Genomic DNA, 21,790 nt, shown 5'->3' with positions numbered 1-21,790 from the left:
GCTGTTCGATCCTCGACCTAAGTCACCGTCAAATTGCTTGCTGGCAAACGCGCTTGAGCCCTTGACAGGTCAAAGTTCGCTCATCACATTGCTCTGCAGACCGCTGCCGAAGGAGCCGAGGGTGCAGGCGATGCAGGCAAGCCAGGTGAACCGCACGATGCTGACGATGCGCGGCGTCTCCAAGAGCTTTCTCGGGGTGCGCGTGCTGCACGGGGTCTCACTCGACCTCGCCGCGGGCGAGGTGCACGCACTCGTCGGCGAGAACGGCGCGGGAAAGTCGACTCTGATGAAGATCCTCGCCGGCGAACACGTCCCGGACGAGGGCACGATCACACTCGACGGCACGGAACACGCCTTCACGCATCCCGCGCAGGCGCAGGCCGCCGGAATCGGCATCATCCACCAGGAGTTCGCGCTCCTCGAACACCGCACCGTCGCCGAGAACGTCTTCCTCGGTCGTGAGCCCGCCCGCCGCGGCCTCGTCGACCGCCGCACGATGGAGGCCCGCACGGCCGCACTCCTCGACGAGGTCGGCGTGCCGGGCATCACCCCGCGCACCTACGTCCGCGACCTGTCCGTCGCCCGGCAGCAGACCGTCGAGATCGTCAAGGCGCTCGCGTCCGACGTGCGCGTGCTGGTCATGGACGAGCCGACCGCGCCCCTCGCCGACCACGAAGCGGGCCTGCTGCACGCGCTCGTACGCCGCCTCGCCGACCGCGGACTCGGCATCCTGTACATCTCGCACCGCCTACGCGAGGTCTTCGACCTGTCGCAGCGCGTCACGGTCCTCAAGGACGGCCGTCATGTGACGACCGTGCCCACCTCGGAGACCGACACCGACCACGTCGTACGCGCCATGGTGGGCCGGGAGCTGAGCGCCTACTACCCGCCCCGCGCCCGCCCCGAGGACATCGGCGACGTCCGCCTGAGCGTGCGCGGCGGCGGCAACAGCCGGCTCAAGGGCATCGACCTCACCCTGCGCGCGGGCGAGGTCACCGGCATCGCAGGGCTCCAGGGCTCCGGCCGCACCTCCCTGGCCCGCGCCCTGTTCGGCGCCGCACCCTTCACCGAAGGCACCATGACCGTCGACGGCACCGCACTGCGCCCCACGTCGCCGCGCCGGGCCATCCGCGCCGGGATCGCCCTGGTCACCGAGGACCGCAAGGCCGAAGGCCTCGCCCTGCGCCAGTCCGTGCGCGACAACGCCCTCCTCGTCACCCGCGCCGTACCCGACCGGAACCGGCCGCCCGCCGCACGCGAACTGACCGCACTCCTGGAACGCGTCAGGCTGCACGCGCGCGGCGAGGACCAGCAGACCCAGTACCTCTCCGGCGGCAACCAGCAGAAGGTCGTCATCGCCAAATGGCTCGCCGCACGGCCGCGCGTGCTGCTCTTCGACGAGCCGACGCGCGGCGTCGACGTCGGCGCCAAAGCCGCCATCCACACCCTCGTCCGCGACCTGGCCCGCGAGGGCCTCGCCGTCCTCATCGTCTCCTCCGAACTGCCCGAGCTCATCGGCATGAGCGACCGGATCCTCGTCATGGCCGACGGCCGCATCGCCGGAGAACTCCCGCCGGGCGCAGCCGAGGAGGACGTGATGCACCTCGCCACCGGACACCCCGCGGCGACCCCGGCGCCCGCCCCGCCCCCACCGCGCCACGCCCAGCCCTCACCGCACCACGGCCCGACCTCACCGCACCACGGCCCGACCCCGCCCGCGCCCGGCAGACCCGCAGAGGAAGGAGCCGCATGACCGGCACCGCCGTCGCGCCGCCGCCCACCGTACGAGCGAGCGCCCCCCACCGCCGCGGCCGACTCACCGACCCGGCCGTCGGCATCTGGCTCGCCGCCGCCGCCGTCACCGCACTCGGCTGGATCGTCGTCGCCGCCCGGGGCGGTGACTTCCTCACCCTCGCCAACGTCGTCGGCATCCTGCAGAACTGCGTCGCCCTCGGCCTCGTCGCCGTCGGCCAGACCGCCGTCATCCTCACCGGCTCCCTCGACCTGTCGGTGGCCTATCTCATCAGCCTCGGCACGCTCGTCGCCGCCACCACCATGGAGGACGGCGGCGTCGTCACCGCCGTCCTCGCCGTCCTCGCGCTGTCGGCGGCCGTCGGCCTCGCCAACGGGCTCATCGTCACCGGACTCAAGGTCAACGCCTTCATCGCCACCCTCGGCACCGCGTTCATCCTGCGCGGCTGGATCGAGGACAACTACACGGGACCCGCGGGCAAGGTCACCGTCTCCTTCCAGCACCTCGGCTACGACCGCATCGGACCCTTCCCGGTCTCCCTCTTCCTGCTCCTCGCCGTCGCCGCCGCGCTCTGGCTGATCACGCGCCGCACCCGCTTCGGCCACCACCTGTACGCCACCGGCGGCGACGAACACGCGGCACGCCTCTCCGGCGTCCGCACCCGCCGCACCGTCATCGCCGCCCACGTCCTTTGCTCGCTGTGCGTCGGCGCCGCCGCACTGTTCCTCGCCGCGCGCCTCGGCTCCGGCGCCCCCTGGGCCGGCACGGAGGCCCGCTACGACCTGGAGTCGATCGCCGCCGTCGTCCTCGGCGGCACGGCGCTCGCGGGCGGCCGCGGGGGAGTGGTCGGCACCCTCGGCGGCGTCCTCGTCCTCGCCGTCCTGGACTCCGTCTTCAACCAGCTCGGCGTCGACCCGTTCTTCAAGAACGTTGTCAGAGGCGTCGTCATCATCGCCGCCGTCGCCCTCTACGCCCGGCGCGGCAGCAGGAGGACCGCATGACCACGGCCACGGCAACCGGCGCGACGTACAAGCGCGTGGTCCGCTCCCTGGGAACCGGCGCTCCGGTCTACGCGCTCCTCGCGGTGCTGCTCGTCCTCCTCGCGGTCACCGACATCGGCTTCTACGAACCCGACCGCTTCCTCGCCTTCGTCAAAAGGGCGGCGCCCCTGGTGATCCTCGCGGCCGGGCAGTATCTGGTCATTGTCTGCGGCGAGTTCGACCTGTCCGTGGGGGCGATCGTGACCGCCGGGGTCGTCGCGGCCGCCGAGGTCTACGGCTCGTTCCCCGACGCGCCCTGGCTCATCGTCGCCTCCGGACTGCTGCTCGCGGGAGCGCTCGCCGGACTCGTGAACGGGCTGATCACCACCTGGCTGCGCGTCCCGTCGTTCATCACCACGCTCGGCATGATGCTGATCCTCGAAGGAGCGGTCTTCTACTGGACGGGCGGCTCGCCGCACGGCCAACTCCCGCAGGACTTCCGGCAGCTGGGGCGCGGCACCGCGCTGGGCTGGCTGCCCTGGGCCGTCGTCGCCTGTCTGGCCGCGGGCGCCCTCGCGGTCCTCCTCATGCGCTCCGACTTCGGCCGCACGCTCGTCGCCACCGGCGACAGCGAACGCACCGCGGCCCTGTCGGGCGTACGCGTACACCGGGCGCGTGTCATCGCCTTCGTCCTCTCCGGGGTGGCCGCCGCGCTCGCCGCCGTCCTCGTCGGCGGCTTCTCCGGCGTCTCCGCGCAGGCCGGCCGGGGGTACGAGTTCGAGGCGATCACCGCCGTGGTCCTCGGCGGCGTCGTGCTCGGCGGCGGCCGCGGCAGCGTCGTCGCCGCGATGGCCGGCGCCTTCTCCCTGCAGGCCCTGTTCACCCTGCTCAATCTGCGGGGCGTGTCCGGCGCCCTGGAGTCCACCGTCCAGGGCGTCATCGTCATCGCCGCCGTCGGCATCGGCGCCGCCGACTGGTCCCGGCTGCGCCGTCGTCGTACCAACTCCTCGGGAGGGACACCCACATGAACCCGCGCACGGTCCGTAGACGAACGCTGGCGTCGGCCGCCGTCCTGCTGTCGGGCGCCCTGCTCGCCGCCTGCTCCAGCGACACCCCGCTCGACGCGCCCGCCGCCGCGAGCGGGAGCACGGAGACGGGCGGCGACAAGCCATCCAAGTTCTTCGAACGGTCCGAGTACAAGCGGCAGTTGGCGCTCGCCCGCGAGACCCCGAGGGGCCCGGCGGGCAGACCCTGGGAGCAGATGCTCGAACCGCAGATGACCAGCACCGCCCAGTACAAGAAGAAGGGCTCGGGCGGCGTCCACCTCTGCTTCTCCAACGCGGGGGTGTTCAACCCCTGGCGGCAGGTCGGCCTCAAGACCATGAAGGCCGAGGTGAGACTCCACAAGGACATCTCCGACTTCACCGTCCTGGACGCGCAGGGCAAGGACGACAAACAGATCTCCGACATCCAGGAACTCGCCGGGAGCAAGGACTGCGACGCCCTCGTCGTCTCCCCGAACACCACCGCCACCCTCACCCCCGCCGTGAAGGAGGCCTGCGACAAGCTGCCCGTCATCGTCTTCGACCGCGGCGTCGAGACGGACTGCGCGGTCACCTTCGTCAACCCGATCGGCGGATACGGCTACGGCGCGGTCGCCGCCGACTTCCTGGTCGACAAGGTCGAGCCCGAGGGAAAGATCCTCGCCCTGCGGATCTCACCGGGCGTCGACGTCCTGGAGACCCGGTGGTCGGCGGCGAAGCTCGCCTTCGACAAGAGTGAACTCGACGTCGCCGACGTGAAGTTCACCGACGGCGACCCCGCCAAGACCAAGTCCATCGTCGCCGACGCCATCTCCCGGCACGGCTCCATCGACGGCGTGTGGATGGACTCCGGCGCCACCGCCGTCGCCGCGGTCGAGGCCTTCGAGGACGCGGGCGTCGACGTACCGCCCATCACCGGCGAGGACCAGCAGGACTTCCTGGAGGCATGGAAGGACAAGAAACTCACCGCGATCGCCCCCACTTATCCGACCTTCCAGTGGCGTACGCCCGTCATCGCGGCCCTGCGCGTCCTGGACGGCAAGCCGGTCCCCAAGGAGTGGAAGCTGCCACAGCCCACCGTCACGCAGGCCAACCTCGACGAGTACCTCCGCGACGGCATGCCGCCGCTGCACTACGCGATGTGCGGCTGCCAGAGGATGCCCGGCTACCCCGGGGACTGGGGAGGCAAGAAGTGACGCCGACGGACGGCGCCCGACCATGGGCCGCTGAATGGCAGCTGGGCGCCAATCCCTGGATCTGGCACTCGCCCGTGACCACCGACGCCCTCGCCGAGACCCTGCCCCGCCTCGCCGACTGGGGCTTCGACTGCGCGGAACTCCCGCTGGAGAGCCTCGACGACTGGAACCCGGCCGCGGTCACCAAGGTCCTCGACGCCACCGGTGTCTCCCCGGCCGCCGTCGTCGCGGTCATGTCCGACGGCCGCAACCTCGTGCGCGCTGACCCGATCACCGCCCGCACCACCCAGGACTACCTCCGCCGCTGCGTCGACGCGGCGCACGCGGTCGGCGCTCCCGTGGTGGCCGGACCCGTGTACGCACCGGTCGGCCGCACCTGGCGCATGGACCGCGCTGTGCGCGCGGCGGCCCACGAGGAGTGGCGGGCCAACATCGCCCCGGTCGTCGACCACGCGGCCCGCGCCGGAGTCCGCATCGCCGTCGAGCCCCTCAACCGGTACGAGACGAGTCTGTTCAACACCGTCGCCCAGACCCTCGACGCGCTCGAAGGTCTGCCCGAGGACGTCATCGGCATCGCTCTGGACACGTATCACCAGAACATCGAGGAGCACTCCCTGCCCGAGGCCGTGGCCGTGGCGGCGGGGCGCATCGCCCACGTCCAGGTGTGCGCCAACGACCGCGGCGCCCCCGGCGCCGACCACCTCGACTGGCCCGGCTTCCTGACCGCGCTGCGTGCGGCTGAGTACCGGGGCACCCTGTGCATCGAGTCGTTCACCGCCCACAACGACGCCATCGCTGTCGCCGCCTCCGTCTGGCGGCCGCTGGCCCGCAGCCAGGACGCGCTCGCCACGGACGGCCTCCGCTTCCTGCGCCGCACTCTCGCGGCCCTCTGAGTCTTCCCAGCCTTCCGGCATCCGGAATTCCCGTCCCTTCCACACAGAGAGGACCACCTCATGAGCTGTCATGCTCGTGACATAAAGGGCTTCAGAGGCCTACGAAGAGCGGTCTTCGCCCTCACCGCAGCCCTGCTCCTCACCGTCGCCTTCCTGCCCGGCGCCGGAGCCACGGCCGCCGACAAGGCCCCAGCCTTCCGCGCCCTGCTCTTCACCAAGGCCGTCGGATACGTCCACGACTCCATCCCGGCCGGCGTCCAGATGGTGAAGGAGCAGGCGGCGGCGGAGAACTTCGAGGTCGTCCAGACCGACGACGCCACCGTCTTCGACGACGCGAAGCTCAAGGACTTCGACGTCATCATCATGCTGCAGAACTCCGGCATGGTCTGGGACACCGAAGCCCAGCGCGACGCCATGAAGGCGTACGTGAAGAGCGGCAAGGGCGTCGTCGCCCTGCACAACACCCTGGACATGGGCGTCGAGGACTCCTTCCCCTGGTGGGACGACCTGATCAACGCGGGCGCCCACATGCCCGCCCACTCACCGGGCGTCCTCAAGGGCACCGCCAAGGTCGCCGACCGCGCCCACCCCTCCACCAAGGGACTCCCGGAGCGCTGGGAACGCCCGGAGGAGTGGTACAACTTCGACAAGAACCCCCGCGGCGACGTCCACGTCCTGGTCACCGCAGACGAGACCACGTACGACCCCGGCGGCTCCAAGATGGGCGCCGACCACCCCATCTCCTGGTGCCGCAACGCAGAGGGCGGCAAGGTGTGGGCCACCGCCATGGGCCACGACAAGGCCTCCTACAGCGAGCCCGCCTTCCGCGACCACGTCCTCGGCGGCATCAAGTGGGCCGCGGGCAACGCTCCCGGCGACTGCGGCGGCACCGTCTGGTCCGGTTACGAGAAGACCGCGCTCGACGACAACACCGCCGACCCCATGGAGCTCGACGTCGCCAAGGACGGCAAGGTCTTCTACGTCCAGCGCAGCGGCGAGGTGAAGATCTTCGACCCGAAGACCCACGCCACCAGCACCGCTGGCAAGCTCGACGTGTACACGGGCGGCGAGGACGGCCTGGTCGGCATGGAACTCGACCCCAAGTTCGCCACCAACCGCTGGATCTACCTCTACTACGCGCCCGCCAAGGCCACCGACGACGTCAACCGCCTCTCCCGCTTCACGGTCAAGAAGGACGACACCCTCGACCTCGCCAGCGAGAAGAAGCTCCTCGACGTCCCCGCCTACCGCGACCGCACCTTCCCCGAGCCAGGACACACCGGCGGCGCCGTCGAGTTCGGACCCGACCGCACCCTCTACCTCGGCGTCGGCGACGACACCCCGCCCAACCTCGACCCCGCCTGGCAGGGCTACGCGCCGCTCGACTGGCGCCCCGGCAAGCAGATGCTGGACGCCGCCCGCACCGCGGGCAACACCAACGATCTGCGCGGCAAGATCCTGCGCGTCAAGCCCAAGGACAAGGGCGGCTACACCATCCCCAAGGGCAACCTCTTCAAGCAGGGCACGGCCAAGACCCGCCCCGAGATCTACGCCATGGGCTTCCGCAACCCGTTCCGCTTCACCGTCGATCCCAAGACGGGATACGTGCACGCCTCCGACTACGGCCCCGACCGCGGCGCCCCCACCACGGAACGCGGCCCCGAGGGACTCGTCGAGTACAACGTCATCAAGAAGGCCGGCAACTTCGGCTGGCCCTTCTGCCACGGCAACAACCAGGCCTACGCGCCCTACGACCCCGACACCCAGAAGGCGGGCGCCAAGTTCGACTGCGCCAAACCCGTCAACCCCTCACCCAACAACACGGGCCTCAAAGACCTCCCCGCCCTCCAGCAGCCCGAGATCTGGTACGGGTACGGCACCTCCGAGGAGTTCCCCGAAATGGGCTCCGGCGGCTCGGCGCCCATGAGCGGCCCCGTCTACCACTACGACGCGAAGAACCCCTCCACGACGAAGTTCCCCGCCTACTTCGACGGCGCGAACTTCTTCTACGAGTGGGCGCGCGACTCGGTCAAGGAGATCCGCTTCGACAAGGACGGCAAGCTCCTCAAGATCAATGACTTCCTGAAGACGGCGAAGTTCGCCAAACCCATGGACATGACCTTCGGGCCCGACGGATCCCTGTACGTCCTGGAGTGGGGCAGCGAGTTCGGCGGCGGCAACAACGACTCCGGGCTCTACCGCATCGACTACGCCCAGGGACAGCGCATCCCGCTCGCCAAGGCCAAGGCATCCGCCACCAACGGCCCCGTTCCGCTGAAAGTCGACTTCTCCAGCGCCGGCAGCACCGACCCCGACGGCGATTCCCTCAGCTACGCCTGGGACTTCGACGGCGACGGCACCTACGACTCCACGGACGCGAACCCCTCCCACACCTACACCACGAAGGGCGACTTCAACGCACAGCTCAAAGTCACCGACTCCACGGGCAAGACCGGCTACGCCAACGTCCCCGTCACCGCGGGCAACACCGCGCCCGAGGTGACGATCGAGACGCCCGTCGACGGCAAGCTCATCGACTTCGGCGACAAGATCCCGTACAAGGTCACCGTGACCGACCCGGAGGACGGCACCGTCGACTGCTCGAAGGTCACCGTCAACCCGGCACTCGGCCACGACGACCACGAGCACCCCACCACCGACATCCCCGGCTGCGAGGGAACCGTCGACACCGGCGACCTCGGCGGACACCCCGAGGGCGCCGACCTCACGTACGTCCTCAACGCCAAGTACACCGACAAGGGTGGGGACGGCGTCAGCGCCCTGACCGGCTACGGCCGTTCGGTGCTGCAGCCCAAGCACAAGCAGGCCGAGTACCGCGACGACCAGTCGGGGACGCGCATCGTTTCGCAGGAGGGAGCCGAGAACGGCAAGCGCATCGGCGACATCAGCAACGGCGACTGGATCGCCTTCAGCCCGATGAGCGTGGAGGGCATCGGCAAGGTCGCGTACAAGCTGTCCTCGCCCTACGGCGTCGGCTCCGTCGAACTGCGCGCCGACGCGCCCGACGGCAAGCTGCTCGCCACGACCCCCGTGCCCGACACGGGCGGCTGGGACACCTACCGGTCCACTCCCGAGGTCCCGGTCGAGGCCCTGACCGGCACCCACAAGCTGTACCTGGTCTTCAAATCGCCCCAGGACAATTCCTTCGACGTGGACGCGGTCCAGTTCTCCGCGTCCTAGCCGGAACAGCCACATGAGAAGGTCCGCGGTGCGCCCCTGTCCAAAGCGCACCGCGGACCTGTTTCCCCGTCAGCGAGTGCCGACCGCCGCCCGCACGGCCCGGCGGGCCAGCTGGCAGTCGTCGTGCAGCCGCCTGAGCAGCAGCCGCTGTTCCTCGCCGGACGGCGCAGCACCGGGGTGGGCCGGGCCCGGTGCCGTCGGGGTCGCGTCGTGCATCGAACGCTGCACGGCCGTCTCGTACGTACGGATCTCCCGGGTCAGGACCAGCATCAGGTTGACCAGGAAGGCGTCACGCGCCGCCGGACCCGCGGACTGCGCCAGCTGACTGATCTCCCGCCGGGCCACCGGCGCGTCACCGAGCACCGACCACAGGGTCGCCAAGTCGTACCCCGGCAGGTACCAGCCGGCGTGCTCCCAGTCGACGAAGACGGGACCGGGAGGCGAGAGGAGAATGTTCGACAGCAGGGCGTCACCGTGGCAGAACTGCCACATCGACTGGTGGCCGTTTCCCTGATGCGCGACGGAGTGCGCGATGCCGTGCAGCAGCTTCTGCAGATCGCCCATGTCGCGGTCCGTCAGCAGGCCCAGCTCGTGGAAGCGGGTGATGCGCTTGCCGTAGTCCATCGGCTTGCCGAACATCTCGGCCGGGGGCCGCCACTGGTTGAGGCGGCAGATGGAGGCAAGCGCCGCCCGGATGTCCGGACGCGGCGGCGACTCGATGGGATGCCGGTGCAGGGCCGCCACCCGCCCGGGCATCCGCTCGATCACCAGCGTGCAGTCGTCCGGATCGGCGGCGATCAGCCGCGGCGCCCGGACCGGCGGCCGGTGCCGGACGAACGAACGGTATACCGCTATTTCGTGCCTGATCCGCTCCGCCCAGCCGGGCGAGTGGTCCAGCAGACACTTGGCTACAGCGGTGCTGCGCCCCGTCGTGCCGACGAGCAACGCGGTGCGACCGCTTCTGCGGAGCACCTGCACCGGATTGAACTCGGGGCAGATGCGGTGCACCGAAGCGATCGCGGTGCGCAGTTGCGCCCCCTGGGGGCCGGACAAGTCGAGTCTCCCGCTGAGCGTTTGCGTGCCGGCCCCCGGCAGACGGGGCGTGCGGCCGGCGCCCAGCGGTGCGCCCGCGGGGCGCACCGGCTCCAGATAGGGGCCGTTCCCCGACGACGGGGTCACCTCGCGGCTCCGGTGGACCGGGGGGCGCGGGTGCAGTGGCCGGGGCGGGGCGGACACGGAGGACGATGCTGCGTACATGGGCGATACAGATCCCTTCGTGTGCCTGTGAGTTGCGTGCGCCTCCCGGCCCGATCGCTTCGGGTGCACCCTGGGGAGTGCCTTGCGGCGACCGGGTCGGGGTGGCGCACTCCTACCTGACACCCGGCGTCCCCTGGCACACCATGTGGCGCACCCTGGCGAACCCTGGCGAATAGTCGCTCAGCAACTGACAGAGGGTTACTGTCAACTCAGCCGAGAACCTGGGGGCTTGACGTGAACGGACAACCCAACACCCGCCTGTCGGACCTGTTCGGCCTGGCCGGCTGGTCGAAGGGGGAGCTCGCGAGACTGGTGAACCGGCAGGCGGCGGCCATGGGCCACCCCCAGCTGGCCACCGACACCTCGCGGGTGCGGCGGTGGATCGACATGGGAGAGATCCCGCGCGATCCGGTGCCACGGGTGCTGGCTGTTCTGTTCACCGAGCGTCTCGGCCGTGTCGTGACCACTGAGGATCTGGGTCTGGTCCGGCACGGGCGCGCAGGGAAGCGGCGTGGCGACGGGAGTGTGGAGCACCCCGACGGCGTGCCGTGGGCGCCCGAGCGGACGGCCGCGGTCCTCACCGAATTCACGGGAATGGACCTCATGCTCAACCGACGCGGCTTGGTGGGCGCGGGCGCTGCGCTTGCCGCAGGCTCCGCACTCAGCAGCGCCATGCACGACTGGCTGCACACCGATCCGGCCATCAAGGCCGACGCCCCCCGTATCGAGGATCCCTTGCACGTCGACCCCGCGGGGCTCGACCGCTACGAGGCAGCTCCCATCGGGTCCCAGGAGATCGAGGAACTGGAGCGCTCCGTCGAAGTGTTCCGTGCCTGGGACGCGGCCCGCGGAGGCGGGCTGCAGCGCAAGGCCGTGGTGGGCCAGCTCAACGAAGTGGGCGGCATGCTCGCCTACCGGCACCCCGATCACCTCCAGCGGCGCCTGTGGGGCGTCGCTGCCAACCTCGCCGTGCTCGCGGGATGGATGTCGCACGACGTCGGCCTGGAGCCCACGGCGCAGAAGTACTTCGTCATCGCCGCGCACGCCGCCCGCGAGGGCGGCGACCGCCCGCGCGCCGGTGAAGCACTGTCGCGGGCCGCGCGCCAGATGGTGCACCTGGGCAAACCGGACGACGCCCTGGACCTGATGAAGCTCGCCCAGTCGGGCGCGGGCGAGGAGGCGCTGCCCCGCACCCGGGCGATGCTGTACACCATCGAGGCGTGGGCGCACGCGTCCATGGGGCGCGGCCAGGCCATGCGTCGCACCCTCGGTCTCGCCGAGGACCTCTTCGTCTCCGACAAGGGGGACGTGCCGCCGCCGAGCTGGATGCAGATGTTCGACGAGGCGGATCTGCACGGCATGCAGGCCCTGGCGTACCGCACCCTCGCCGACCATGAGGCGTCCGCGGCGAACGCCGCGCAGCGGCACGCGAAGGAGGCGATCGAGCTGCGGGCCAAGAATCGCGACCGTTCGCAGATCTTCGACTACATCTCACTCGCGTCGGCCTGCTTCATCGCCGACGACCCCGAACAGGCCGACAGGTACGCGCGGTTGGCGCTGGTGTCGATGCGGGCGAACTCCTCGCACCGCACCTGGGACCGGCTGCGCGAGATGTACCGGCTGACCGCGCAGTACTCGGGCTACCCGAAGATCCAGGACCTGCGCGAGGAGATCAAGTTCGCCCTGCCGAAGGGTGCCAGGGGGAGGACAGCCAGGGCGTAGCTCACCGGAGTGCACACGGCGTCGCGCGGTCGGCAGGTCAGACCCGCGCGACCAACAGGCAGGCGTCGTCCTCACGAGGTGCCTCGCCGAATTCCTCGACGACGGTCCGCACGCAGTCCTGCGCTGTCCGCGCCCCGGTGAAACGGGACGCGAGGGAGAGCAGCAGGCCCGTCGCCGTGTCCCTGTCGCGCCGCGGCACCAGGCCGTCGGTGTGCAGCAGCAACAGGTCTCCGGGCCGCAGTTGCTCATCGGCCTGCTCGTACGCCGCGCCGGAGGTCGCGCCCAGGAGCACGCCCTTCGGTGGTGTGAGCGCGCGCCCCGTCCCGTCGCGGAACAGCAGCGGGGCGGGGTGCCCGGCCTGTGCCCAGGTGAGTAAGTGCGTGGCGGGATCGAAGCGGCAGCAGACGGCGCTGCCGAGGGCGGGCTGGGCGGTGGCGTCCAGCAGCTGGTTCAGCCAGCCCATGATGTGGCCGGGTTCCGCGAGGTGCCCTGGTCGCGCTCCGGCGACCGCCATGCCGCGCAGCGCGCCGAGCAGCATCGCCATGCCGGAGGCGACGGCGACGCCGTGCCCGGTGAGGTCGCCGACGCTCAGCAGGGCGTCGCCGCCGGGCAGTTCCATCGCGTCGTACCAGTCGCCGCCGATGAGTGCGCTGGTCGCGGAGGGGAGGTACTGGGCGGCGAGGTCGAGGCGTCCAGGACCGCCGTGCGGCAGTCGCAGGGAACCCCGCCACGGCGGCAGGACCGCTTCCTGCAGGGCGACGGCGAGGCGGTGCTCGGTCTGCGCGATGTCGTGGTGGCGCTGGAGCGAGTCGCGGCTCTCGCGCAGGACGCGCTGGCTGCGGCGCAGCTCGCTGACGTCCCGCAGGACCGCCCACATGGAGGCGGTGGAGCCGTCGGCGGCCAGCACGGGCTCGCCCATCATGTGCACCTGGCGTTCGCGGCCGTCGGAGCGCAGGATGCGGAACTCGCCGTCTATGGGTTTCCCGTCGATGAGGCAGTCCGTGACCATCGACGTCAGCTGGGGCTGGTCTTCGGGGTGCACCAGGGACGGGATCTCGTCGAGGGAGAGCGGGGGAGCGGCCCGGTCGCGGCCGAGGATGTCGTAGAGCTCGCCGGACCAGGTCGCCTCGTCGGTGAGCAGGTTCCACTCGGCGCTGCCCACCCGGCTCAGGAGAGAGCCGCGGCCCGGCTCGGTGGACTCCGGGACGGCCGGCGCCGCGGGCTCCCCGCCCGTTCGTGGCGGGCCGTCCCGCAGCTGGGCCAGGTGGTCGTCGAGATCGTTGAGCTGATGGACCGCCAGGTCGCACAGGGCCCGCTGCCAGCGCACGGCCGCGTCCCCGCCGTCGGCCACGGCGTCGCGCCGCACGGCGTCGACGTCGACGCGGAGCCGGCGCGTCTGCGTGATCAGCGCATCGACCGGGCCGCGCTCGGGCGGCTGGGCGGCTGCGTGGTCCGCAAAGAGATGGGACGGCATGAGGTGCTCCGTTGAGGTGCGGTGCGACTCCGTGGAAGGTGCGGTGCGACCAGCTTGACGGGTGGTGGACCGCTAACGACTTTGGCACAGCGGGGGGTGGGCCGTAAGGGATTTGGCAACACACGATGCGGTGGTGCTTCTGGCATATGCCTATGTCCTGCAGATACGCGTACCCGGATGCGGAAGTCTAGAGGGAGAGGGTGAAGGCTGTGTAGAGGTACGACGCGGAATGTGGGGCTCTGGCGGGGGAGGTGGGTGTGGGCGCGTACGAGTGGTGCCCGCGCGAGCCGTGACGCCTCCGAGGTGCGGGACCGGCGACGATCCCGCACCGCATGCGGGGCGAACTACCGTACGAGAGTGCCATGTTGGGCGTATCAGAACGGCGCGATTTGACCGCTGGGAGGGGCGGGGCTGCCGGGTGTCGGCAGCCCCGCCGCCGGCCGACCCGCTGTCCGCTGCTACGGGTGCGGTTCAGTTCGCGAGGTGGAAGCCCGCGCCGACGCCGCCGTTGGCGTTCATCTCGTCGATGATGCTCAGGATCGGCGAGCTGTGCTGGGCGCCCCACGCGTTGCCGACCAGGGTCTGGCCACTGACGACGGGCGAACCGGAGTCACCGCCGTCGGTCCAGATGAGGTGGGTGAACCACATGTTGTGGGTGCCCAGCTTGATGCCGCAGGTGAGGCCGGTGCGGTGGCCCTGCTTGCACATGCGGACCCCGTTGGCGGGAGGGGCGCCGATCGATGTGATGGTCGTCTGGCCGACGGTGTCGGTGGGGGCGACCCTGGTCTCATCCAGGTCGATCACCGCGAAGTCCAGGCCCTTGGGGCCGGTGTTGAGCAGGTTGTTGGGCGTGCTGACGTACGTCACCGTGCCGATGGGGCCGGTGGCCAGGTCGGGGCGGCTGGCCTTGAGGTCGGCCGGAGCGGCGGCGGTGCCGGCGGGCGAGGTGTCGCGGTAGAGCGTCGCGCCGACCAGCTTGTTGCCCTGCTCGTCGATGAAGCAGTGGGCGTTGGTCAGGCCCACCAGGTTGCCGGTCGCGTCACGGCCGACCGCGGTGAGGGTGCAGACCTGGTAGCCCTGCGGGTCCTCCGGGCTGGGCACGATGCGGAAGATGATCCCGGTGCCGCCTCCGACCGGCGTGAGGGTGGTGGCCGCGCCGGCGGACGGGGCCGCGAAGAGGGACATGCCCGCCAGGAGTACGGCGAGACCGAGGGTGCGTATGACACGTAACACGCGATCACTTCCCGAGTGAGGCTGGGGGCGACCGGGCCGAGCGCCCGGGACGAAGCCACAGGTCAACGTCGCCGGACAACACCCAGAGAGGAGAAAAGTGCCTCATCCCTATCACGGGACAGCCACGAACCACAGACCTCGCACTGCCCCTCCATGCCATCCACGCTCACGCCCATCACGGGTGCCGCCGATGCGAAGGTCACCGGGAAGCGGGGGGATCCCAGGCGTTGCTCACCCGGCAGTATCCGGGGAACACGAGCCACCCCCTACGCCCCGCTGCTCGGCGGACACCATGGGGTGGGCTGCGAGGCGGCGGGCTTCGGCCGCCACCTCGGCATCAACCTGGTCCACGGTTCTGTCGCCGTACTCGAGGACGTCGTACTCGTCGTCGAGTTCAGCGAGGCGCTCGGTCAGGGGCAGTTCATGTCCGTGGCGCTGGTGAATCCGGAAGGTGAACTCCCGAGGCGTGAGCTCTCCGGCGAGCATGCGTCGCGCGAGGGCTCGGGCGGCGGCTTCCTCGCCGGCCTCGCTGCCGACCGGATAGAAGGAGAGGCCAAGTTCGCTGAGTGCCTCGGGAAGCAGGTCGTGGACGTCGTAGTCCGCTTCGGCGCGCGTGCAGGCGGCGAGGACGCGAAGGCCGGGGGTGTCGAGTCCGGTGACAAGCGCATCACAGGCGGCATGCACGACATCGCTGGCACGGATTTCCGCAATGCTCCAGAGGGCGGCATGGTCCTGGAGAGCGATGGCTGCTGCTTCGGTCGACGTCACTCCTCCATGATTCCCTTCACGCTGCGTCCTGGTCGAGCAGGTTTCATCGAAGGTTCTGTTCAGCGGCCTGTTCCAGTAGGGCTCGTGGGGAGTCCGCGTAGCGCATCGCCTTCTGCTCGTCGGACCCGAAGGCGTCCGCGAGAGGGGGTGGGCCACGCCCGCGAACCAGGCTCTTCGAGCTGCCGGCCACCGGCGCCGCCGGTAGTCCATCCAGGAGTCAGGTGGTCGTCGGCCGTTTCACCTGCCGGTGCGCGCGATGACTCCACGCGGAACCTGTCCGCGACCAACAAGATCGCCGTGACGGCGTTGGAGGCCGCCGGGCACGAGGTGCGGGTGGTAAGCCGGACGGACGCGAGCCGATGACGTTCTCGGCGCGGCGGTGTTCGGCGAGGCGTCGGTCCAACCAGTCGAGCGTGGGGCCGTCGACGTGGCTGTCGGAGTCGACGACGCTCGTGACGCGGGCCAATAGGTCCTCGTCCGCGCACGGTCCGATGGGACGCGAGCGAGGAGGAGATCGACCGGACGCTCGTGCACCTGATCGAGACGGCTCCGAATCCGGTGCCGCCACGGGAGGATCCTGACCCGCAAGGTGGCGACTGGGCCGCGTGGGCGGAAACTGGCCCTGGGGCGCACAGCCATGGCCTCACAGGCCGAATCAGGAGCGGAGGATGCGCGTCGCGATGTCGTGGGTGCCCTCGCGGGAGAACGTGTGGTGGACCCACTCCGGCGCGGTGTTGACCTCCAGGATGGTGGCGGCCGTCGGCGGGTCCCGCGGGGTGACGCACAGGGCGTCGATGGCGAGGATTCTCGTGCCGAAGAGCTTCCACGGACGCGGCCCATGGGCCGAAGTCCGGGTGCAGGCTGCTCGTCACGTCGACGGCGACGCCTCCCTTGGCCAGGTTGGCCGTCCTCTTGAGCCGGACCACCCGGTCGGCCGCGGGCACATCGTCGAGTCCGAGTCCCTGAGCTGTCACCAGGGCCTGTGTTTCGGCGTCGACGACAAGAGTCCGCGCAGATAGGCGCGGTGGTACTCAAACAGCGAGGCGGGTACTGGGTCCTGGCGATCACGGAGGTGCAACGCTCTGTGATCATGGATTTGAGTGCCCTTCTTAAGTAAGCCCCCTCACTCGACGGCCACCGTCGCCTGCCATGCGCCCGGGCGCATGCCTGTCGCCTTCCGGAAGAACACCGAGAAGTTGGACGCGTCGGGGAAGCCGAGCGTGTTGGCGCAGGCGGCCGCGGTGAGGCGGTCGTGTGCGAGGAGCCGTTTGGCTTCCAGGACGATCCGATCGACGATGTACGCCTTCGCGCTGCGGCCGGTGACCTGCTGCACCGCTCTTGAGAGGGTGCGGGGCGCGTATCCCAGTGTCCGGGCGTAGTAGCCGGCGTCGTGATGTTCCCGGTAGTGCGCTTCGACGCTGGACCGGAACAGTCTGAACACCGGATTGATCGACCGTGCTTCGGCGTGCGGGGGCCGGAGCCGGGCGATGAGCGCGGAGAGCAGGATCTCGGGCAGCTCCGTCGAGCCATCCCCTGGTGGGGCGGATGCTTCGAGGAGGAGATGGTTGCGGGCGGTGTCGACGAACGGCCAGTCGGCGTCGGGAATGTTCCAGTGTGCAACCAGGTCCGGGGACCCGACGAGCTCCCGGGTGGCGTGGGTGACCGGCGCGGTCGGCACGAACAGCACGACGTGCCCAGCCACGCCAGCGATGTCATCCCATCGGTGCACAGCTCCAGGAGCGACCCACACCGCGGACCGCTCCTGGAGCGGGTGTCGGAGGAAGTCCACGGTGACGGATCCGTGCCCAGCATCGACGACGGCGAGGACGTGGAAGTCGGCACGCTGTGTCCCGCCGTCGTTCAGCTCGCGAAGGCGGTCGAACGTCATGGTTTCGACAGTGGCGGCACGGCGCCCGACGGGCTGGTAGGTCATCTGCCGGATCACAGTCATCTGTCCAGTTTCCACCATCAGGCGACCAGTCCTGCCGATGCCCCGGCACAGCGGCAGAGATTCAATGGACACACAGAACAACCGCCCCAGAACACTGATCGAGAGATTCACGATGAACACGACGCAGCAGCCGCTACTGCCCGTTTATGACCACCGGCCGGGGACCGGACCGACCCTGGTGTTTCTGCACTACTGGGGTGGATCCGCCCGCACCTGGGACCTCGTCGTCGACCGCCTGGCGGGACGCGACATGCTCACTGTCGACTTCCGCGGGTGGAGTCGCTCGAGCAACCTGGCCGGCCCTTACACCCTCCGCCAACTCGCCGATGACACGCTCGCCGTGATCGCCGACGCGGGCGTCACCGACTACGTCCTCGTCGGACATTCCATGGGTGGCAAGGTCGCGCAGCTCATCGCGGCGACCCGGCCCGTCGGCCTCCGGGGGATCATCCTCGTCGGTTCCGGTCCGGCGAAGCCCGCCGCAGGGATCACTCCCGAGTACCGGGAAGGCCTTTCCCACGCCTACGACTCCGACGAGTCCGTCGCCGGCGCACGGGATCACATCCTCACCGCGACCGAGCTGCCTGAATCGATCAAGTCGCAGATCGCGACCGACTCGCGGGCCAGCACCGACGCCGCCCGCACGGAGTGGCCGCTGCGCGGTATCGCGGAGGACGTCTGCGAGCACACCCGCATGATCAGCGTCCCCGCCCTCGTCGTCGCCGGGGAGAACGACCATGTCGAGCCCGTCGACGTGCTCGTCAACAACCTGGTGCCCTACCTCTCCGGAGCCGATTTCACGGTGATTCCGAACACGGGTCACCTGATCCCGCTGGAAGCTCCGGCCGACCTCGTCGACGCAATCACGGCATTCGCACCAGCAGCCTGACCATCTGCGCGGCCCGAAAATCGACTTCGTCCCCGATCACCCGCGGGACGCCCCACCGCGTGACAGTGCGAGGCCTGGGCCCGACCCTCCCGCGTTGATACGCACCTCAGCCAGCCCTGCTTGCCGCGGCCGACCGGGGCGACAAGCAGGTCGGTCTCATCGCCCGGCGCCGTGCCGAGAAGGGCCGCGAGCGCCCGCCCAGGGCGCCGCCGCCCGCGGGTGCCGCTGTGTGCCGGGTGCAGGCGATCCACCGGCGGCGGGACTCCGTTCGGGTGACGCTGATGCGGACGCCGACGCGGACGGGACGTGCTCGTCGCGTCGCCCCTTCCGCAATGTGGGGGCGGTCAACGGCTGGTACAAGGTCACGATGTGCGACGGTCCGGCCATCGACGTCCGGCTCGTCTCCTGTCGGACGAACGCGGTGATCGGCGGCCCCGTCAGGGTGGCCGACGCCGACGACCCCTCGTCGTGGACCGCGCCCAGGAGGAACCGGGGCTCTTCCGCTCCGCATATCCGCTCGCACGAGCTCGGACACCACGGGTCCAGGACCGACATCCGCGCGGCCGAGCCGGTCCCGCAGTCAAGACAGTTCGGTGCTGTCGTACGTCCGCTCCCGCTTCACCGTCTTCCTCGTTACTGCTCCACTCTCCACAACGGGCTCCCCGCATCCCCCGTGCGACCGTGCCGTTGCTGGTCACGGAGTCGGCTGAACTCATCTGCGGTCAGGTCGAGTTCCTCGCGGACGCGACGTGTGGTCACGTACTGGATGCCGTGCCCCGCGATCTGCGCCGACCAGTGGGTGAACCGGTCGGCCAAGGTCGTGCGGGAGCCCCTTGCCCGCTGAGTTCCGCTGGCGGGATCGCGCCATGTGCCCGTGCGGGCGCGCTCGCGCTCGCGGGCGATCTCGGAGAAGCCGCAGACGCGTCGGCTGACGTCCTCCGCCCGGGCCAGGGCGGTGGTGTCCCGCAGCGCACGCGCCAGGGGGTTGAGGGCGAGCGCGCGGGCCAGCGGCAGCCGGTACACGCACGCACCGGTGTCGGTCAGGGGGACCGGCTGCGGTGCGTCCCGGATGCCGCACACCCCTCGTACGCCATGGGCGGCGGCCGCCACGAGCGCGCTCGCCTCGGAGGGATGCCAGTCGAAGACGTGCTCCACGACACCGGTGTGCCGCGGCGTCAGGGTCATGGCCGGTGGCGTCCCCTCCAGGCGGCGCAGCACATCCTTCTCGGGGATCTCGCAGTCCAGGCCGGGACCGGCCACGTGGACGCGGGCCGGCAGGCCGGTGCCTGCGCAGGCGGCGAGCACCAGCGCGTCGCCCAGCGGGCTGCGCAGGGTGGGTTCGGTGCCGTCGGTCAGGATGTCTCCGCCCACGTCGACGATGTCGATCCGGGTGGCGCCGCAGTACGCGGCGGCCTCCTCGACCTGGCGGGCAAGGCCCACGGCTCCGTCGTAGGGGTCGAGCAGCCCGAGGCGCACCGGCAGGTCGGCCGCGAGCCGGGGCAGTGACGAACCGGCCGGCGGCACGGGGGCCGAGGCGGGGGTGAGTAGACGCAGTACGGATCCGGCGGCCACGGTGTCCGTGAAGTCCGAGGCGCGCCGGGGCCCCGGGACCGGGTCGACGGTCAGCCGCTCCCAGGCGTACGTGAGGACGAGAGCGGGGGATCCAACGCCGTGCAGGGCTGCGTGGACCGCGGTGGTGGTGATGACATCGCCGCCACCGCCCGCGGCTATCAGAAGGTTCGTCATGGCATCACAGGTATCGCATCAGCTGAACGCGCCGCGCCAGGAATGATGAAACCGGGCCCGAGTCGGGTGGAGACAAATCCCCGGAGTGCAGGGGAAGTACAGAATTCAGAATGGGGCAATACAGCGAAGGTCCCAATTCGATTCTCGCCGGGCCGCGATATTGGGAGGTTCGCACCGTCGCTGCGCAGGAGCGGCGTACGTACGGTTACCGGTGGGCGCGATCGATGATTTCGCACCGAAAGGAACCTTCCGCTTCATGGCGACTACTGTCCCGCTTCCGTTAGTTCCGTCCGGCTCGGCCGAGCCGGAGACGCCCTACAAGCAGTACGTGTACGCCTATCCGCATCAGAAGTCCTACCGTCTCCTGGAAGACGGCCCTTTGCTGCGCGACCTGTGGTCGCGCGAGCGGCTGGACGCCCTCTCCCTGTATGTGCACATTCCGTTCTGCGAAATGCGCTGCGGGTTCTGCAACCTGTTCACCCGCACGGGCGCGCCCGAGGACGTCACCCGGGCGTTCCTCGCCACGCTGGAACGCCAGGCCCGGGTCACGCGTGAGGCGCTCGAGGTCAAGGGGGACCCGGTCCGCTTCGCCCTCGCGGCGTTCGGCGGCGGCACACCCACGTATCTGACGGCCGCCGAACTGACCCGCTTGTGCACCATCTGCGAGGACGTGATGGGCGCGGACCTCGCCGCTGTGCCGTGGTCCGTGGAGACCTCCCCGGCCACCGCGACCGCCGACCGGATCGCGGTACTAAAGGAGCGCGGCGCGACCCGGCTGAGCATCGGAGTGCAGAGCTTCATCGACGCCGAGGCGCGCGCCGCGGTCCGGCCGCAGAAGCGCGAGGAGGTCGAAGGGGCCCTCAAGCTCCTCAAGGAGGCGGCCTTCCCGGTCCTCAACATCGACCTGATCTACGGTATCGACGGCCAGACCGAGGACAGCTTCCGCTATTCGCTGGACGCGGCCCTGGCCTGGGAGCCGGAGGAGATCTACCTCTATCCGCTGTACGTCCGCCCGCTGACCGGTCTGATGGCGCGCCACGACAAGGACGGCGCGCTCTGGGACGAGCAGCGGCTGCGGCTCTACCGCTTCGGCCGGGACCACTTGCTGGCGGCGGGATACGAGCAGACGTCCATGCGGGTCTTCAGGCGCCCCGGCACCGCCGCCGTGCAGGGCGCGGACGAGACCAGCATCAGCGAGTACAACCAACAGGCCGGAATGGTCGGCCTGGGCGTGGGTGCCCGCTCGTTCACCACCGACCTGCACTACACCACCGACTACGCCGTGGCGGTGCCCGAGGTACGCCGGATCATCGACGACTACATCGCCACCCCCACCGAGCAGTTCCGCCGCGCCCAGTGGGTGTTCGAGATGGACGGCGACGAGCGGCGCAGGATGTACGTCCTGCAGACCCTCCTCGAATCCGGCGGGCTGTCCCGCGACGCCTACCGGCGCCAATTCGGCAGTTCCCCCGAGGGGGACTACCCCGAGCAGTTCGCGCTGCTCGCCGCGCGGGACTGGACGCGGACCGAGCAGTCGGACCTGGTGCGGTTGACGGGCGAGGGCATGGCCTGGGCCGACGCGATCGGACCCCTGTTCTTCTCCGCCCGGGTGAACGACGCGATGGCCTCCTACCAGGACCGCTGACGGTCCTCGCCCTCCGGCAGGGCCCGGGGGCGGCGCCGG

General features: G+C 70.2%; 16 protein-coding genes. 10 read left to right on the top strand and 6 right to left on the bottom strand.

All coding sequences use genetic code 11. The features are described from left to right. Positions 1 to 157 precede the first annotated feature (157 nt). From DEJ48_RS01980 to DEJ48_RS01955, 6 genes are read left to right on the top strand one after another with little or no spacing between them, the layout of a single operon-like run. Positions 158 to 1,753, top strand: coding sequence for a sugar ABC transporter ATP-binding protein (locus DEJ48_RS01980; protein ID WP_150220890.1), 1,596 nt, complete (start codon positions 158 to 160; stop codon positions 1,751 to 1,753). Further along, a complete protein-coding gene (locus tag DEJ48_RS01975; RefSeq protein ID WP_150213877.1) occupies positions 1,750 to 2,754 on the top strand; it encodes an ABC transporter permease in 1,005 nt (334 codons plus the stop codon). The genes DEJ48_RS01980 and DEJ48_RS01975 overlap by 4 nt, the downstream gene beginning before the upstream one ends. Further along, the gene (locus DEJ48_RS01970; protein WP_150213875.1) at positions 2,751 to 3,761 is read left to right on the top strand and encodes an ABC transporter permease; all 1,011 of its coding nucleotides are present in this window, start codon (positions 2,751 to 2,753) and stop codon (positions 3,759 to 3,761) included. Before DEJ48_RS01975 ends, DEJ48_RS01970 begins: the two co-directional genes overlap by 4 nt. Beyond that, complete coding sequence (locus DEJ48_RS01965; RefSeq protein WP_150213873.1) at positions 3,758 to 4,972, top strand: substrate-binding domain-containing protein; 1,215 nt, start codon at positions 3,758 to 3,760, stop codon at positions 4,970 to 4,972. Before DEJ48_RS01970 ends, DEJ48_RS01965 begins: the two co-directional genes overlap by 4 nt. Continuing rightward, on the top strand, positions 4,969 to 5,865 hold the full coding sequence (locus tag DEJ48_RS01960; protein WP_223831839.1) for a sugar phosphate isomerase/epimerase family protein: 897 nt from the start codon (positions 4,969 to 4,971) through the stop codon (positions 5,863 to 5,865). Before DEJ48_RS01965 ends, DEJ48_RS01960 begins: the two co-directional genes overlap by 4 nt. Before the next feature lie 60 nt (positions 5,866 to 5,925). Next, the gene (locus DEJ48_RS01955) at positions 5,926 to 9,066 is read left to right on the top strand and encodes a ThuA domain-containing protein (RefSeq protein WP_150213871.1); all 3,141 of its coding nucleotides are present in this window, start codon (positions 5,926 to 5,928) and stop codon (positions 9,064 to 9,066) included. Between the two features lie 69 nt (positions 9,067 to 9,135). Here DEJ48_RS01955 and DEJ48_RS01950 read toward each other — a convergent pair whose 3' ends face one another. Then, on the bottom strand, positions 9,136 to 10,323 hold the full coding sequence (locus DEJ48_RS01950; protein ID WP_150213869.1) for an aminoglycoside phosphotransferase family protein: 1,188 nt from the start codon (positions 10,321 to 10,323) through the stop codon (positions 9,136 to 9,138). A gap of 234 nt (positions 10,324 to 10,557) precedes the next feature. Here DEJ48_RS01950 and DEJ48_RS01945 point away from each other — a divergent pair, with 234 nt between their 5' ends. Further along, the gene (locus tag DEJ48_RS01945; RefSeq protein ID WP_150213867.1) at positions 10,558 to 12,045 is read left to right on the top strand and encodes a hypothetical protein; all 1,488 of its coding nucleotides are present in this window, start codon (positions 10,558 to 10,560) and stop codon (positions 12,043 to 12,045) included. A 37-nt stretch (positions 12,046 to 12,082) separates the two neighbouring features. Here the strand turns inward: DEJ48_RS01945 and DEJ48_RS01940 are convergent, their stop codons facing one another. The 3 genes from DEJ48_RS01940 to DEJ48_RS01930 all read right to left on the bottom strand — a co-directional run bounded on the left by DEJ48_RS01940 (position 12,083) and on the right by DEJ48_RS01930 (position 15,520). Further along, complete coding sequence (locus tag DEJ48_RS01940; protein ID WP_150213864.1) at positions 12,083 to 13,519, bottom strand: PP2C family protein-serine/threonine phosphatase; 1,437 nt, start codon at positions 13,517 to 13,519, stop codon at positions 12,083 to 12,085. Between the two features lie 471 nt (positions 13,520 to 13,990). Beyond that, positions 13,991 to 14,752 (bottom strand): trypsin-like peptidase domain-containing protein, encoded by a 762-nt coding sequence (locus DEJ48_RS01935; protein WP_223831838.1) that lies wholly within the window; start codon positions 14,750 to 14,752, stop codon positions 13,991 to 13,993. 231 nt (positions 14,753 to 14,983) lie between these two features. Then, the gene (locus DEJ48_RS01930) at positions 14,984 to 15,520 is read right to left on the bottom strand and encodes a hypothetical protein (protein WP_150213862.1); all 537 of its coding nucleotides are present in this window, start codon (positions 15,518 to 15,520) and stop codon (positions 14,984 to 14,986) included. Between the two features lie 668 nt (positions 15,521 to 16,188). On the opposite strand from DEJ48_RS01930, the gene DEJ48_RS01920 reads away from it, so the two are divergent. Then, positions 16,189 to 16,539, top strand: a complete 351-nt coding sequence (locus tag DEJ48_RS01920; protein WP_150213860.1) for a hypothetical protein — start codon at positions 16,189 to 16,191, stop codon at positions 16,537 to 16,539. A gap of 104 nt (positions 16,540 to 16,643) precedes the next feature. Here DEJ48_RS01920 and DEJ48_RS01915 read toward each other — a convergent pair whose 3' ends face one another. After that, complete coding sequence (locus tag DEJ48_RS01915; RefSeq protein ID WP_190537903.1) at positions 16,644 to 17,471, bottom strand: helix-turn-helix domain-containing protein; 828 nt, start codon at positions 17,469 to 17,471, stop codon at positions 16,644 to 16,646. A 112-nt stretch (positions 17,472 to 17,583) separates the two neighbouring features. Here DEJ48_RS01915 and DEJ48_RS01910 point away from each other — a divergent pair, with 112 nt between their 5' ends. Further along, positions 17,584 to 18,360, top strand: a complete 777-nt coding sequence (locus tag DEJ48_RS01910) for an alpha/beta fold hydrolase (RefSeq protein WP_150213858.1) — start codon at positions 17,584 to 17,586, stop codon at positions 18,358 to 18,360. 633 nt (positions 18,361 to 18,993) lie between these two features. Here DEJ48_RS01910 and DEJ48_RS01905 read toward each other — a convergent pair. After that, positions 18,994 to 20,106 (bottom strand): DUF1152 domain-containing protein, encoded by a 1,113-nt coding sequence (locus tag DEJ48_RS01905; RefSeq protein WP_150213856.1) that lies wholly within the window; start codon positions 20,104 to 20,106, stop codon positions 18,994 to 18,996. A gap of 256 nt (positions 20,107 to 20,362) precedes the next feature. Between DEJ48_RS01905 and DEJ48_RS01900 the strand changes: the two genes are divergently transcribed. Continuing rightward, entirely contained in the window at positions 20,363 to 21,751 is a 1,389-nt protein-coding gene (locus DEJ48_RS01900) for an STM4012 family radical SAM protein (protein WP_150213854.1), read from the top strand. The last annotated feature ends 39 nt before the right edge of the window (positions 21,752 to 21,790 follow it).

Source organism: Streptomyces venezuelae (genome assembly GCF_008642315.1).
In the GTDB taxonomy this organism is placed as follows: Bacteria; Actinomycetota; Actinomycetes; order Streptomycetales; family Streptomycetaceae; genus Streptomyces; species Streptomyces venezuelae_D.
This window is presented reverse-complemented; position numbering and strand designations above follow the sequence as displayed.